Annotated in this window: 10 protein-coding genes and 1 pseudogene; 10 read left to right on the top strand and 1 reads right to left on the bottom strand. The window is 58.0% G+C overall.

The genetic code is table 11. From position 1 onward, the window contains the following. Positions 1-21 precede the first annotated feature (21 nt). From HFP15_RS19190 to HFP15_RS42875, 6 genes and pseudogenes are all read left to right on the top strand, one after another. A complete protein-coding gene (locus tag HFP15_RS19190; RefSeq protein WP_168517531.1) occupies positions 22-2,424 on the top strand; it encodes a hypothetical protein in 2,403 nt (800 codons plus the stop codon). 202 nt (positions 2,425-2,626) lie between these two features. Further along, positions 2,627-3,772 carry an acyl-CoA dehydrogenase family protein gene (locus tag HFP15_RS19195; protein ID WP_168517533.1) on the top strand — a complete coding sequence of 382 codons (1,146 nt, stop codon included), beginning with the start codon at positions 2,627-2,629 and terminating at the stop codon, positions 3,770-3,772. 154 nt (positions 3,773-3,926) lie between these two features. Then, positions 3,927-5,108, top strand: a complete 1,182-nt coding sequence (locus HFP15_RS43895; RefSeq protein WP_168517535.1) for a phthiocerol/phthiodiolone dimycocerosyl transferase family protein — start codon at positions 3,927-3,929, stop codon at positions 5,106-5,108. A gap of 606 nt (positions 5,109-5,714) precedes the next feature. Then, positions 5,715-7,046 carry an ABC transporter substrate-binding protein gene (locus HFP15_RS19205; protein ID WP_168517537.1) on the top strand — a complete coding sequence of 444 codons (1,332 nt, stop codon included), beginning with the start codon at positions 5,715-5,717 and terminating at the stop codon, positions 7,044-7,046. Positions 7,047-7,601: 555 nt separating this feature from the next. After that, positions 7,602-7,937 (top strand): transposase, encoded by a 336-nt coding sequence (locus HFP15_RS42870; protein ID WP_312871653.1) that lies wholly within the window; start codon positions 7,602-7,604, stop codon positions 7,935-7,937. Beyond that, a pseudogene (locus HFP15_RS42875) lies at positions 7,846-8,448 on the top strand (transposase). The gene HFP15_RS42870 and the pseudogene HFP15_RS42875 overlap by 92 nt, the downstream one beginning before the upstream one ends. 262 nt (positions 8,449-8,710) lie before the next feature. Here the strand turns inward: HFP15_RS42875 and HFP15_RS19215 are convergent. Next, positions 8,711-9,970 (bottom strand): sulfotransferase family protein, encoded by a 1,260-nt coding sequence (locus HFP15_RS19215; protein WP_312871646.1) that lies wholly within the window; start codon positions 9,968-9,970, stop codon positions 8,711-8,713. 163 nt (positions 9,971-10,133) lie between these two features. Between HFP15_RS19215 and HFP15_RS19220 the strand changes: the two genes are divergently transcribed. The 4 genes from HFP15_RS19220 to HFP15_RS19235 all read left to right on the top strand — a co-directional run bounded on the left by HFP15_RS19220 (position 10,134) and on the right by HFP15_RS19235 (position 14,710). After that, entirely contained in the window at positions 10,134-11,744 is a 1,611-nt protein-coding gene (locus tag HFP15_RS19220) for an arylsulfatase (protein WP_168517541.1), read from the top strand. Positions 11,745-12,237: 493 nt separating this feature from the next. Further along, positions 12,238-13,284 carry a sedoheptulose 7-phosphate cyclase gene (locus HFP15_RS19225; RefSeq protein ID WP_168517543.1) on the top strand — a complete coding sequence of 349 codons (1,047 nt, stop codon included), beginning with the start codon at positions 12,238-12,240 and terminating at the stop codon, positions 13,282-13,284. A gap of 27 nt (positions 13,285-13,311) precedes the next feature. Further along, positions 13,312-13,761 (top strand): S-ribosylhomocysteine lyase, encoded by a 450-nt coding sequence (locus HFP15_RS19230; RefSeq protein WP_168517545.1) that lies wholly within the window; start codon positions 13,312-13,314, stop codon positions 13,759-13,761. Between the two features lie 10 nt (positions 13,762-13,771). Then, on the top strand, positions 13,772-14,710 hold the full coding sequence (locus HFP15_RS19235) for a Gfo/Idh/MocA family protein (protein ID WP_210717516.1): 939 nt from the start codon (positions 13,772-13,774) through the stop codon (positions 14,708-14,710). Positions 14,711-14,778 lie beyond the last annotated feature (68 nt).

Consider the following 14,778-nt stretch of genomic DNA (forward strand, 5'->3'; position numbering starts at 1 on the left):
CCGACAGAGGGGCGCTCAACCATGACCACCACCGAAAACCGGCAGAAGCTCTTTGTGGCAGTTGTCACCAAGAGCGAATCCTTCGCCGCGACTGTCGCAACCGCACTGGCGTGCCTCGGCACCGACACCCGTCACGTCACTGGCACGCGCGCCGGCACGGACTACGTCGACCAGTGGGGACCGGTATTCGGCACGATTTCTGCGCGAGCCAAGCGGTTCCTCGACGAGATGCTCCCTTGCGCGGATGTCGAACTGCTTACGACGCCGAATCTCGATGACCTGGCTACCGAACTCCATCGACGCTCGCCGCAGGCGAATCAGCATCCGGACCGCGGTCCCCAGCCGTGGGCAGCCGGCGTGACCGTGTTGTTCCTGATCGACGCGGCGACAGCGGTGCCAGGCACAGACGTGGAGAGCCGACTCGACGCGGCTGTGTCCGCGCTCTTTCGGCTACGGGACGAAGTTGGTGTCGGTTTGTCGCCGTACTCGGTGTTCGTCTACGACGCGCACAACCGAGAAGCGGTCTACTCCCGTACGCTCGGCAACGCCAGGAAGCTTCCGGACGAGGACTGGGTACTCGGGATCGAAGCCGTCCGAACCTTCACCGACCTCGTGCAAACCCGCGTCGCGAACAAACACGCGGTAATCCCGGAAACGGACCCACCTGCCAGCCTTGCGACCGCGCTCACCGACTTCCTGACCGAGCAGGCCGGTACAAAATGGGGGTTCCATTTCTTCACGGGATCGATCGTCTCGAAAATGATCCAGGACTGCTCGACGATCGCTCATCGTGCTGGCAACCCGGTGTTGCGCGGGCCCAGCGAACACAGCCTGGCCTGCGGTGCGCTCGCCCGTTGGCAGCTGCAGGAAGCACCTTTCCTCATGGTGGTCACCTCCGGGATGGTCGACGAGCTCCGCGGGACGCTTGCGAACCTGCGGGACTCGCAGGCCAAGGGTTTCATCGTCTTCGGCGAGACCGAGCCCGGGGGCTGGCAGCCGTTCCAAGGAACGGTGCACCACGAAGAGGACGCACGAGCGGTGTTCGCGGCCCGGGGAATTCCGTGCTTCTACCTGACTGACCCCAGCCGGCTCGGCCAAGACCTCGCCGCGGCCTTGCGCACGTACCACTTGCGCAAGGGGCCGGTGGCCCTCCTCGCGTCCCCGACGGTTTTACGCTGCGCCGATCCGGTCGAGATCCCGCAGGTGACGGTGCCGAAACAGCGGTCACGGGTCAGTGAAGACACCGTCGATGCTGTGGCTCATCTGCTGAACCACGATCCAGGCGTCTTGGTGTGGCAGTGCGGCCATCTGACCGCTGAGGAGCGCAGTCTGGTCTACGAACTCGCGCACGAAGCCGGGGTAGCCCTGGTGGACTCGCTCGGGCGCCCCGGCACAGTCGCTCGATACCACGACGGCCAGGTCGTGGACGAGTACCTCGGCACCCTCAGTCTCTATGGTCATTCGCCTGCGGTGTGGCGCCTGCTTCATCCTGGTGGCCGCGGTCTGGGGTACGACGAGCACGCGATCTTCTTCATGAAGAGCCGGGTGCCCGACCTGGCGACGCCGTTCAGTGAGAAGGCGTTTTACAGCCGGCTGCGGGTGGTCCAGGTGACCGACACGTCGAGGCATGTCGCACCTTTCGCCGACATACCTGTCGTCGAAGACCTGCACTCATTCCTCACCCGGTTGCGGCCACGGGTGGAGCCCGAGCAATGGATCGTGCACAAGCGCCGCGACGCGATCGCGGTAGCCCGAAACGCACCCGGTGACCCGCTTGCCACAGTGCCTTCGACGCCGATGACGCACGAGTACTTCTTCACCCAGCTCAACGCGGTCCTCAACGACCTCATCACACAACACGCCTACACCTACACGGGCTTCTACGATGTCGGCCGCGGCGGCATCTCGGCGGTGAGAAATCTCGTGCGAACCGGCGAAGGTATGTCAGGTTGGTACGGTCGCGCGCTCATGGGCGATGCCCTGCTGGCCATTCCCGCGGTGGCGCTGAGCAGCCCGGCCAACATCCTCGGCTTCATCGGCGACGGCGCCCTGCACCTGGTTCCCTCGATCTTGCCGAGCCTGGCGCAGCAACTCCGCCACGAGGGCGGGCGGATCGAAGGCAACGTCAGCATCTTCTATCTGCTGAACGGCGGCTTCTCGATCATCAGGTCGTATCGCGAGCTGCAACATGCCGCTACCGCGGACGCCCAGATGTCGCTTATGACACCGGTAGAAGGTGACTGGCAGGCCGAGTGGGGTAAGACCACAATCCGGCACCAACGTTTGCCGGACGTGGATCCGGATGACATGGCCACAAAACTACTCACGCCGGCGACCGTGAACCTCTTCTCGGTCTACCTGGCCCACGAAAACGAAGGCGACACGATCATGCCGCTGTCCCGCAAGAACTGGAGAATGCCCTGACCTCAATGAAACTCTGGGTTCACTCCTTGACACCGGGGCTGAGGCAGTGCAAGGCTTCCCTTGGAGACAAGTAACCAAGGGAAGCAGGGTGGGAACACGAAACGACAGAATTTGATTAGCCGCGTCTTCTGAGCGCGACGCACCTGCCGTCATGGTCCGCGTCGCGTTCGTTCATGTACGCGCAAGGTAGGGAGTGAGTGCAGTGGATTTCTCTGTTCCCGATGAACTCAAGATGTTTATCGACGGCGTCAGGCAGTTCCGCGAGAAAGAGCTAATGCCACTGGAACGCGAGTTCCTGCTCAACGGACGCTTCGCTCCGGAACAACGGTCCGCGCTCGAAGAGAAGGCCCGCCAGCAGGGCTTCTGGGCCCTGGACGTCCCCGAAGAATACGGCGGCCAGGGCATGGGGCACCTGGCGATGTGCATGGTCGTGGAGGAGCTGTACAAGCACCCAGCGATGTTCGAGTTCGGTGGCAGCCCTGAGCCGATCCTCTACCACTGCAACGAAGAGCAGAAGGAACGCTACCTTTATCCGATCATCAAAGAAGGTAAGCGGACGTGCTATGCCTTTACTGAGCCGAGCGGCGGCTCTGATCTCGCAGCTATCAGAACGACAGCAACTCGTGACGGCAACTACTGGATCATCAACGGGACGAAAACCTTCATATCGCACGTTGAACGCGCAGATTTCGTCATTCTTTTCGCAACCGTTGATCACAAGTTGGGCTCCAAGGGAATCACATGTTTCTTGATTGACAGGGAAACCCGCGGCCTTCACGCGTCGAGGCCCATCCCAACGATGGGGGACGATTGGGAACCTTACGAACTAGTTCTCGACAGCTGTGTCGTTCCTGATGCCAACCGACTGGGCAAAGTTGGAAACGGGTGGGTGCTCGCAGGTGAACAGTTGACCCACGGGCGTCTTAGGATCGCGGCGTACCAACTCGGAATCGCTCAACGCTGTATCGACATCGCTGTCGACTGGGCCAAGCAACGCCACACCTGGGGACAACCTATTGCGACTCGCCAAGGCATCCAGTGGATGCTCGCGGATTCCATCACCGAGCTCACCGCGGCCAGGGCGCTTGTGTACCGTGCTGCTTGGATCGCCGATACTGGATTTAGGCAGCAGAACGACGTCTTTGCGGCCAAGTTGTACGCGTCCGAGATGGCCCAACGCGTTACAGATCGAGCCCTGCAAATTTTGGGAGGATTGGGCTATAGCAGGGAGTTGGCTATTCAAAGCTTCTATCGCCAGGCCCGTTTGTGGCGAATTGGCCACGGCACAGCGGAGATTCACCGAATGATGATCGCGCGTAACCTACTAGGTCTTTCCGCGAATAGCTGACCAGATATTTACGGAAAAAGTAAGTGCGATCAGCCGGTTACACCCACATCTAAATTATCGCAGAGTCAAGAATAGAGAAAGGTTCTTTGGAGTGCAACGGCGTTATCTGGATAGGGTTGAAGAGCGTTTCCTTCTTCGGTGGCCAGTATTCTGCGTGGATTATGAGGGCGACCTTGCGTTAGGAATAGTTGAAGAAGCATTTAACGCCTTATGCCACCATCATTCAGTTTTGCGTGCGAGGGTAGAGCGCGATGATGGCGGCTACTTGTTGCATGTGCCGCCTGGCCATGTGCCGGAGATATGTAATCTATCCGGAACCGGGCAAACTTTACGGCAGAGTATCATCCATCGCCCTCATTACTCGTCAAGCTTGGCTAGACTCTTGGTTGTGCGGGGTGATGGATCCGGGCAGCTAGCCCTACAGCTGAACCATGCCGTGTTCGACAGTCAAGCTGCCATGTACCTCTTAAACGAATTTTGGAAAAGTTATACAAGTATAAGAAATGGTGAAGACATCTCACGTCTTACTCCGGAAGCGCTTCCCGCCAGCCCTTCCAAATATATGACGGCGTTTTGGGATGACACAGATCTACGCGTACAAGATACGATGTCAGCAGACCGCGCCGGAGATCCCTCGAAATTAGACCGAGAAGATTTTAATTCTCTTCCGCATGAATTCAGAATCCGTTTCAGTGAGCAAGAAACGCGATTCTTACTGCACGTGTGCAAAGAGGAAAACGCTTCGCTTCATGCTGTCGTCAGCGGCGCTCTTGTCCTGGCGTTTCGTAATTACCGAGCGCATGAAGATCGGTCATCAAGAAGGAACATAACCTGTTACTCGCTAGTAGACGTACGGAACAAGCTAGTTCCACCGTTGGCTCCAACTGAAACAGCGCTTGTTTTCTTTCGAAGTCGTGCTGATGTAAGCGTTGGTCTCGAAGATCCGGCGATAACAATCGGAAAGAAGATTAAGAATCAATTAGATAACGATATTGCTAGGCGTCTAAGTTCTACGAGTGAACGTCCTACGTTGCGCCGGCCACAGACACTATCGCATTTGAATCAACAGAACATGAAAGAAAGCCAGTCCCTAGCAGTGAATAATGGTGGCGCTATACCCCCATTCAGGTTACCCAATGACCTGAACATTGCAGATCTTAAGTTTATTCCAGACGTAACCGTAAATCCACTTTTGTCGAAGGAGCCGTGGCCAAGCTTCACCGTTTATAGTTACAATCAACGATTGACGATCGACGGGCGATTTTCTTCGTTATCTTTCTCCGTGAACGACGTTGCTTCAATACGCGGTTTCTTCCGTCGCGCACTGCCCATTTGACAAGCTGAGACACGGGATATTTGTGCGATCGAAAACCGCACGTTGTAAATCGTGCGGGCTCGAGGCGTTCTATCTAGAAGATCGCTCGTCAATACGAGCGACCGGGCGCTTATTCTCTGAGTCGAAAGAGGCACAAGTACGCCCCTTGCCGGCCGTCGTCGATATTCTTATAGTGGGTTTCGTGTAAAGAGTTCTCGATAGTCTTTTCCGACGGGCTTGCTCGTGCGGCACTGTGATTTTCGAGAAAATATAAGCTGGTTCTGATGTAATGCGAGTTCAGTTAATCATGTACTCAGTCCGATGTTAGCCGGAATTCGCGACGCCCGTCCGAAGGGATCATTAGGGATGAGAATCAGTGATCAATCACCGTGGGGGCGACGGCATCGACAACAGTTTCGTAACTGTTCTCGGTTTGGAAAAACAACGGGTATTGCGCTTCTTTCCGCAATCTTGCTGGTTGCAGCGTCATGTTCGGCAGATCAACGTGTTGGCAGTGGTACGAGTTCATCCTTGAGCATAGGTGTGACTCAGGGCTTCCTTTCTCTTGATCCCGCGCGAGACGGTAACGGACCACAGACTGCGATACGCGCTCTATCATATGAAGCGTTGACGCACGAGAATCAGGATGGCTCAGTAGGTCCTGCGCTCGCTAAATCATGGCAATACATCGGGCAAGGGAATAAAGAGTTCGAGCTCACGCTCAGAGATGATGCACGTTTCTCTGACGGCACGCCAGTGACTGCTGACTCCGTGAAGAAATGGCTTGATTACTATAGTGGCGCGAAGGGGCCGAACGCCAACTGGATCAAAATTAGTTCGATCCAAGCGATTGCGAATGATAAGGTGCATATATCGCTGTCGGATCAAAATCCAATTTTGCCGGAACTCCTCTCCGACCAATGGACTTGGGGCGCCCTGGCGTCAGATAAGGCGGTGGCGAACCCTGCGTCATTATTGGAGGAGAGCTTCGGTGCAGGGCCGTATGTCTTAGTTCCCTCCGAGACAGTAGCCGGTGATCACTATACTTACGTGCCAAATCAGTACTACTATGATCAAACGAAAATTCGGTATCAGAAAATCGTCGCGCGGGTAATTGGCAACGCCAACTCGATGTTGCAGGCGGCGGCATCTGGACAGGTCCAGGTGGCCACAGGCGACCCGAGTACAGCGGCCGTTGCCGCAAACGACGGGCTGTCCGTCTTCAATAAGCCAGGCGGTACAGCTGAACTCGTTTTTATGGATGTCGACGGGAAATTATCGCCAGCGCTGGCTGATGTACGCGTTCGTCAGGCACTTAATTATGCGGTGGACAGAAAATCGATAATGTCCGCACTGATTGGCGGCTATGGAAGCGCGGCCTCCGTGCACATGACCAGTGACGGCGCTGAACCGCAGTATAATGACTATTACACCTATGATCCGGTGAAAGCAAAATCGCTTCTATCGGCTGCCGGCTATCAAAATGGTTTTACTTTAAAGGTGCTGACGTCGGCGCAGTGGGGGACGTTGGGTGTACCGGTGATGCATGCCGTCGCTAAGTATCTGCAAGCTGTGGGAATTACATTAGACATTGTCGAAGCGAAAGATAATTCCGATTGGCTTCAGAAGCTTCGGTCAAAGGAATTTTCCGCCACGGGCTTGCCGGGTGATAGCCTTCCGATGTTCATCACGTATCCAACGTTCTTTGCGGCGAATTCTGTGCTGCATCCAGGTGGTGCAACAGACCCAATACTCGCGGACATGTTCAAGTCAGGATCGATTTCGGGTGATCCGAGCAACGTCTGGAAACAGATGACGACGCGGATCACGGAACAGGCGTATCTTATGCCACTGTTCGCCAGTGATAAGATTTGGTATGCAAGCAAGGCTATAGGTGGCGTATCATTCAGTTCGAATGCGCTTATACCAATTGCTACGGATTGGTTCACGAGAAGCTAGTCTTGTTATTAGTGCGACCTGAGCTCAGCGCAGTTGAGGATAGCAATGGCAAAGAAATTGTTCGTCGCGAACGCGGGTGATATTCGATAGCGGAGTGCGCGCAGGTGTCCGCAATCATTGATTGCCCGTGCTTGTATCCCGCGATAAAGCGGGCCATGTCTGGGCGAAGATGGCGAGGCATGTAGGCGTACTCGTCTCGTGGGGACGGGCCCGATAACCGTCGCGCCCGTCCCCTGTCTGGCGTTGCGATCGCAACCAGGAACGTATGACGATGCCGGAGGGCTGTATCAAAGCCGCAGTAACTCATTAATGCTGCGGCGCGGACGGGTTGACGGCAGAGCAGTTACGTGGGGCACGGTGGCATACGTCCTGTGTCGGTTCGGCGTGGCTGAGCACGCGGAAGGGCCCATCGCGTGAGTCTCTACAGGAACCCGCCAAGGAATCTGTTAGATAGGCGCTTCACCATGGCCTTGGAGCAGTCTGCCCTGCTCGAAGTTCTTGATGCACTGAAAGGTCGCCGATGTTAGTGATCATGTCCGTCAGGATGAGGAGACGATCCAGCGAGCGTTTCTCGAGGCCCAGCTGACCGAGACGAGCGGCGCCGCCCTGCACGAGCGCACGGAGGGCCGCACCGCCCAGCGCAACGGGCACCGCACCCGCGCCTTGACCCAGTACGGCCGGGGACCTGGAGCTGCAGATCCAGAACTGCGCAACGGATCGTTCTTCCCGCCGTTGTTGGAGCGCCGGCGACGGGCGGGTCAGGCGCTGTTCGCGGTCGTGATGGAGGCCTACCTGCACTGTGTGTCTACTCGCGAGGTCGACGACCTGGTCAAGGCATGGGGGCCGATACCGGTCTTTCCAAGACCGAGGTCTGCCGAATCTGCGCCGTGAGGTCCCTCGGCCTCACTGTCGGTGCCCCGAGGACGGCGCGTCCTGGGGCACGTGTCTGCGCAGCCTCAGGGCCGCCGGTCTCGGCGGGGTGCAACTGGTCGTCTCCGACGTCCACACCGAGCTGACACAGGCTATTTCCGTTGTCCAGCGTGGCGTGGCGTGGCCGCGCTGCCGGGCGCACGTACTTGGCCAGGTCGTCCCCAAGGGCTCCGCGGAGATGGTCGCGGCGGCGACCCGCACGGCCTTCCCCGGACGAAGGCCGACATAGTCCGTGCGCAGCTCGACGTGGTCGCCGCGATGCTCGGGGCAACCGGCAAAGGTCGATACCATGCTTCGCAATGCCACATCCGACCTGCTCGCGTTCGCCGACTTCCCCATTCACAGGACGAGGATCCGGTCCGCCAACCCACTGGAGCCGCTGAACAAAGAGGTCAACCGCGGCACCCATGTCGTCGGGCTCTTCCTCAACTCCGAAGCCCTGCTCCGCCCGGCCGGCGCGGTTCTCATTTAGGCTCAGGACGAATGGCAGACCACCGACCGGGCCACCGCGGTGATAACACCATGGCCCAGCTCACCACCATGCCCACCGCAACGGTAGCCGCAACAGAACTCATCACGGCATGATCTAAAGCGCAGAGACCTCCGCGGACCGGACCAACACCGCCACCCCACGGGACACGGTCCCCGCTTGTCCAGAGCCTCGAGACTGTGCCGTGGGGGTAGAGCGACTCGTGCGCCTGAATCACTTGTGCTCACTACAATGCGGTGACAAGTTAAGACATTTCCCGCGCGATTGGGAATGACCGTAAGTATGACGCAAAGCGATCTGCAATGACTCGTATATCTACGTCGAAGTCTTCCGCAAGGTTGTAAATCATCCGTCCGCGAACGCCGCGGCCGTGTCTTCTTGCAAATGACTCGAGTTGCCACTCTGCCGCTGAAGTCATATTGATATCTGCTACCGAATAGATTCGCTCGACTACTGATCTATGATTCGCGGTCAGCTCTTCGAAAGTTACGTCGACGCGCCTTTGCTTGTCTATTAGGTCACCGTGACACATTACCGAATCTAGCCAGTTTTGAAGAACGGCAGCCCAGTAGTGAACGGTATCTTTGAGATCGAACGACGTGTACTCCAGGCGTGCTCTGTAGGCGCTTAAGGTTGCGACCGATTGGAGCGAAGCCATAGGGTCTCGATGCGTTACGACGACAGTTGCGTCTGGGAACACCGTGGTTAGAGCCCTTATCTGCCCCGCATGATCTGGTGTTTTAAGTATCCACCTTTCGGGCCCTCGCTGCCATTGAAGCGCCTTCAAAACTGTTTTCATAAATTCATAATGTTGCGTCTGGTCTCTGTCTTTCCCCTGTGATTTCCAGGGGCGGAGCAATGACATGCAGTCGAGGACATAACCTCCGAAGTCTAAACCTTGTAACCAGAACTCTTCTGCTGTATCATCCGCATCATATGGCTTCATGGCGGCTAAGTGAGGTAGAAGGGATCGTCGATACTCAAGCTGTTGTATACAACGTTGTCTTCTGTTGTCCGTTCCGGTCACGGCTAATTCGTGGTGGTTGGGTAGCGGTTCCTCACATTCCCATCTCGAGAGAGATCTAAATTTCGAATCGCGAGCAATTAAATTTACGAGATGTGTGCTGCCTGATCGGGGTAGGCCAAGTATTATGAGAGGTGACTTGATCTCGATATCGTTAATTTCGGGGTGAACGTGAAGAAGTTCCTCGAGTAGCAGTCTCTGCGTGCAGAAGCGAACTGCATGTTGGAACATGATCTTTTTTCCCAATGCAGAACGTTGTGGTTCTTCGGCGATACTCGTCAACCACTCTTCTAGTCTGGACGTGAAGTCCAAAGTGCGAGGTCGAAGTCCTCCACATTCATTTATTGCCGAATCGAGCACTGCGGCAGCTGTGAGTCGTATCGGCTCCGTACGTGCGATCCTTTGTGCATGCATATGGGCTTCGGTCGGTATCGGTGAACCTAGATCTTCGATTCGTATGTCGTTGTCACTTCTTGACATTTATTTAGCCCAACGCTCGCGCGAACAACCAATTATTGATGGTAATACCGATTGTCCGCTTAGCAATGTATGTTCTTTTCGCCGCGCGTGATTCTTCGTCGATTATGCAACGTGTAAATTTCATCCTCCTGTATCGTGAATCGTCGCAGAGAGTGGAAATTGTATGCTACCGCCGAACGTCGTTCTAGTCTTAGCGGACGATTTAGGGTACTCCGATCTTGGCTGTTACGGAGGCGAGATAGGGACGCCGAACCTTGACTTATTGGGGCGCGGAGGGGTGCGGCTGAGCGACTTCTACAACACGGCTCGGTGCAGTCCTTCGAGAGCGTCTTTGCTCACTGGCCTCCACCCACATCAGACCGGCGTGGGAATCTTGACCAACGACGACTCGCCGGAGGGCTACCCGGGTTCGCTCAATGATCGTTGTGTCACGATCGCTGAAGTTCTGCGCAACGCCGGCTATAGGACCGGGATGGTGGGGAAATGGCACTTGTCGGCCGATACTTCTGTGCCTAATGATTCCTGGCCTACACGTCGTGGATTTGAGCACTTCTTCGGCACGCTCTCTGGCTGTGGATCTTATTATCAACCTGCAACGCTGAAACGGGGCGAGGCGGACGCGAGTGCGGAATTCGGGGAGGCCGACTTCTATTATACGGACGCGATTAGTGAGGAAGCATCGTCGTTTATCGAGGCGTGTGACAGTGACTCGCCTACCGTGCCGTTTTTCCTATATGTCGCCTACACTGCCCCACATTGGCCCCTTCACGCTCCGGAGTCCGACATCCAACGGTATGTGGGCGCCTATGACTCCGGCTGGGATGAGCTGCGGGAGAAACGGTTAGCATCGCTGAAACGCGAAGGAATCCTGGGACGCGATTCACAGTTGAGTCCGCGAGATCCTTCTCAGCCGCCGTGGGAGGCGGCTGAGGCGAAGGACTGGGAAGCGCGGCGCATGTCGGTATACGCAGCCCAGGTTGAGCGAATGGACAGGGGTATAGGTACGATAATCGAAACGTTGAGAAAGACGAATCGGCTGGACAATACAGTCTTCGTATTCCTCTCAGATAACGGCGCGTCCGCTGAAGAGTTGCTGCGCGATGTCGGTGGCGATGACTTCATGAAGAGAAGTGAGTATGCGCCGACTTCGACGCGCGAAGGAAAGGACATATGGTTCGGGAACAAGGTCGAGATCTGGCCGGGGGCTGAGAACACGTATGCCAGTTATGGTCGGGCTTGGGCTAATCTGTCGAACACTCCTTTCCGGCTGTACAAGCGATGGGTACACGAGGGTGGGATAGCGGCCCCATTTATCGTGAATTGGCCCAACGGTGGATTGTCAGACGGATCCGTTGTGCGTAACGCGTTCCAACTTGTCGACGTGATGCCGACGCTTCTCGAAATGGCAGGTGTGGAGGAATTCTCCGCTGGCTCCGATGGTTCTGCGTTGCCACTGGAGGGAAGGAGCATGCTTAATGCTCTGCGCGGCCAGGTGGTCGATGACGTTCCATTGTTCTGGGAGCATGTCGGGAACGGGGCGCTCCGTTTGGGAAACTGGAAAATCGTCCGGGAGTATCCGGCCGCGTGGGAGTTGTACGATATCCTCAGCGATCGGGCCGAGTCGTGCGACTTGGCGGCCGAAAATTCGTGGATAGTCGAGGAATTGGCGCAGATGTGGGAAAAGTGGTCTTCGCGCGTTGGGGTGATTCGTTGGGAACAGGTTTTGGCGATCTACAGTAGCCGGAGTGCCGGGATGGACCCGGCCGACGGATGAACGGGTGCTCGTCGGGCCTTCGGTGATCGCCTGGCGATCGACCGCGGCACCTGTCATGGCGCGTGTATCTTTAGTGCACGCCCGGCTGCCGATGTCGGCGTCTTTGACATCGCGAGTTGTGGTCGGGGGCTCCGGGCCGGCGTCAGCCGGCTGGGGGTCCCAAGGTCCCTGCTCGCGGCAATCCATGCTGGTAGAACCTGCCTCTTTGTCGTTGGCCCCGTGTGATGTCGATGATGGAGCCAGCACAGGTGAGAGATGTCCTGTTTGAAATTCGACAGGCCCTGTGGGACCGAAGCCTACGCAGGAGACGGATTGCTCCATGGCCTTAACGATGCCAGCTACAGGACAATGGTCGATTGATTCGCAGCAGGTTGTCCGATATGCCGTACGCTCGCTGGACCGTGTCCTTGACGCCACGTTCGATCTAGCGTCAAACAGTGCTCTTGATATTTTAGGCCGCAGCAGAAGTACGTCGTTGCGACGTGTTGTTGTAGTGGATAGCCAGGTTATCCGCATTTATGGTGCGCAGGTTTGCGAGTTTCTCGACCGTCACGGGATTGAGTACAAGCTTGTGGTCCTCCCGGGGGGAGAGGCCACGAAGACGATGCGAACCGTGTTTCGGGTGTGTCAGGAGCTCGATGACTTCGGGGTTTCCCGGCGAAGTGAGCCTGTCATCGTGTTCGGGGGCGGCGTCCTGAACGATGTCGTTGGGATGGCCGCAAGTATCTACCGCCGCGGTATTGAGCGGATCGTGTACGGGACCACCCTCGTGGCGCTGGTCGACGCGACGGTGGGGGCGAAGACCGGGTGTGATCACAACGGGTTCAAAAACCGCCTCGGTACCTACAGGCCGGCGCGACTTGTTATCGCTGACAAGAGCTTTCTAGCGACCCAAGACCGACGTCGGATTTCCGACGGGCTTGCGGAGATCTTGAAACTCGCGATCGTGTGTGATGGGCAGTTGTTCGAGCTGCTTGAGAAGCATGGGCGGACCGTCCTCGACGAAAAGTTCACGTGCAGCACCGCAGTCGGCGAGCAGGCCGCCAACGGGATCATCGAAGCGGCGATCGGAGGCATGCTGAGCGAACTCCACAACAACCTCTGGGAAGACGACCTCGCACGCGCCACATACTTCGGGCACACCTGGTCACCCAAGGTTGAGATGGTGGCGCTTCAGCGCTCGAAAGACCTGCTGCCATGGCGGCGGAGACAGTGGCTCCTCCACGGCGAGGCCGTCGCGCTGGACATGTTGATGAGTGTCTTCATCGCGCACGCTCGCGATCTGCTGACCGCCGACGAGGTCGACCGCATCATCGGGGTGCTTGACCAGCTCGAACTGCCGATGTGGGACTCGATTTTCGGAGAGCCGGAGGTGCTTGCGGCCGGCTTCGAGGAGTCGATCCGCCATCGGGACGGGAAGCAGCTCGTGCCGCTGCCCAAGTCCATCGGCAGCGTGACGTTTGTCAACGACATCACGCCAAAAGAGATCGACACCGCGGTGCGCAGGATGCGAGCGCTGGGCGGCCGGAGCCTCGGGTAGACGCGCCCGAAGAAGAGGAGAGAGCAGATGGCTGACCTTGACCACCGCTTCGTTGTCCCGCCGTACCTGCGGATCACGGAGCGGAAGAAGACCTCTTCGGGCGACGAGGTTTACCTGTGGCAGCTGCGCCTGTCACAGCCGAACGTCGCTCAGGTGTCCATGCCGGTGGTGCACTCGTTCGAGCACTTCCTGGGGGACACGCTGCGTGCGACCCGCGAGGACGTCATCAACATCGCGCCCATGGGGTGCCAGACCGGCTTCTACATCGCCGCGATGATCGACGACTACGAGCAAATGGCAGAGCTCATCGCCGGCGTGCTCGCGTCGATCGGCGCCGCCACTTCGGTGCCGCTTGCGGATCCGGTGCATTGTGGCTGGGCGGAGAATCACTCATTGATCGGTGTGCAGGAGCTGGCGGCATGGCTTCTCCGGCAGCGCTCGGAGTGGGCCGATCCCGGGCCGGCGCGCGAGTTGTGAGCCGGGCACGATGGTGAGGGTTGTCGTGCTCGGGACCGGCACGCTGGCGCGCTTCCGTATTGAGGGGCTCAGACGGGACGCGCGCGTGGAGTGGGTCGGCATAGGGAGCGCGCGCGGACGGAGCGCCAAGGAGTTCGCGGTTCAGGTCGGCGCCGACGCCGCAGGCAGTGTCGAAGAGATGCTCGACGCAGGACCCGGTGCCGTCGTCGTCGCCAGTACGAGTACGAGCCACGCGGCTCAGCTTTGGGCAGCGCTCAAGCTCGGCGTGCCGATCCTGTGCGAGAAGCCGATCGCGACCAACTTGGCGGACAGTCAGGCGATCGTGCGCGCCTCGGAAGACGCCGGCGTCCAACTGCAGGTGGGACTTCAACGACGATTCGACGCCGAACTCGTGCGCGCCAGAGAGAAGGTGGCGCAAGGCGCGCTGGGGGAGCTGTACTCGATCAGGCTGGTGTCGCACGACCGGACACCTCCCGCGCCGCGATTCGCCGCTACCAACGGCGGGATGTTCTGCGACCTGCACGTTCACGACTTCGACCTTGCCCGCTGGTTGAGTGGCAGGGAGATTCAGGACGTCTTCGCCGTAGCGGGAGTGCGCACCGAATACCACTACCTGGGTGAGCTGCGCGACGTCGATACGACGGCGATCGTACTCCGCATGGACGACGGGCTTCCGGTGTCCATCAGTGGTAGCCGCCACGATTGCGGTGGATACCAAATGCGTGCGGAGATTCTCGGCTCGAAAGGCGCCCTCGTGCTCGGCGCCGATCGCTTCGTCGATTATCGGCAACGTTTCCGCCAGGCGTTTACGGATCAGCTGAGCGCGTTCTTGGACGTGGTAGCCGAGAAGCGAGGGAATCCCTGCCCAGGCCGGGAAGGGCTGGCCGCCGAGCGTGCGGTTGCCGCAGCTCAGCGGTCCCACCGCGAGCGGCGTGTCGTGAGTTTTTAGTTGTGCCGGTGGCACGAGTCAAATAGTGTGTTGGGTACTCCCAATTAGATCCGCCATTACATCTGTGT

This window comes from Amycolatopsis acididurans, assembly GCF_012328925.1.
GTDB lineage: Bacteria > Actinomycetota > Actinomycetes > Mycobacteriales > Pseudonocardiaceae > Amycolatopsis_E > Amycolatopsis_E acididurans.

What these genes read in the sequence shown, in the direction of transcription:
- HFP15_RS19190 (WP_168517531.1), top strand. Translation starts at nt 22, where the DNA reads ATGACCACCACCGAAAACCGGCAGAAGCTCTTTGTGGCAGTTGTCACC.
- HFP15_RS19215 (WP_312871646.1), bottom strand. Translation starts at nt 9,970, where the DNA reads ATGTCAAGAAGTGACAACGACATACGAATCGAAGATCTAGGTTCACCG.
- HFP15_RS19220 (WP_168517541.1), top strand. Translation starts at nt 10,134, where the DNA reads ATGCTACCGCCGAACGTCGTTCTAGTCTTAGCGGACGATTTAGGGTAC.
- HFP15_RS19230 (WP_168517545.1), top strand. Translation starts at nt 13,312, where the DNA reads ATGGCTGACCTTGACCACCGCTTCGTTGTCCCGCCGTACCTGCGGATC.
- HFP15_RS19235 (WP_210717516.1), top strand. Translation starts at nt 13,772, where the DNA reads ATGGTGAGGGTTGTCGTGCTCGGGACCGGCACGCTGGCGCGCTTCCGT.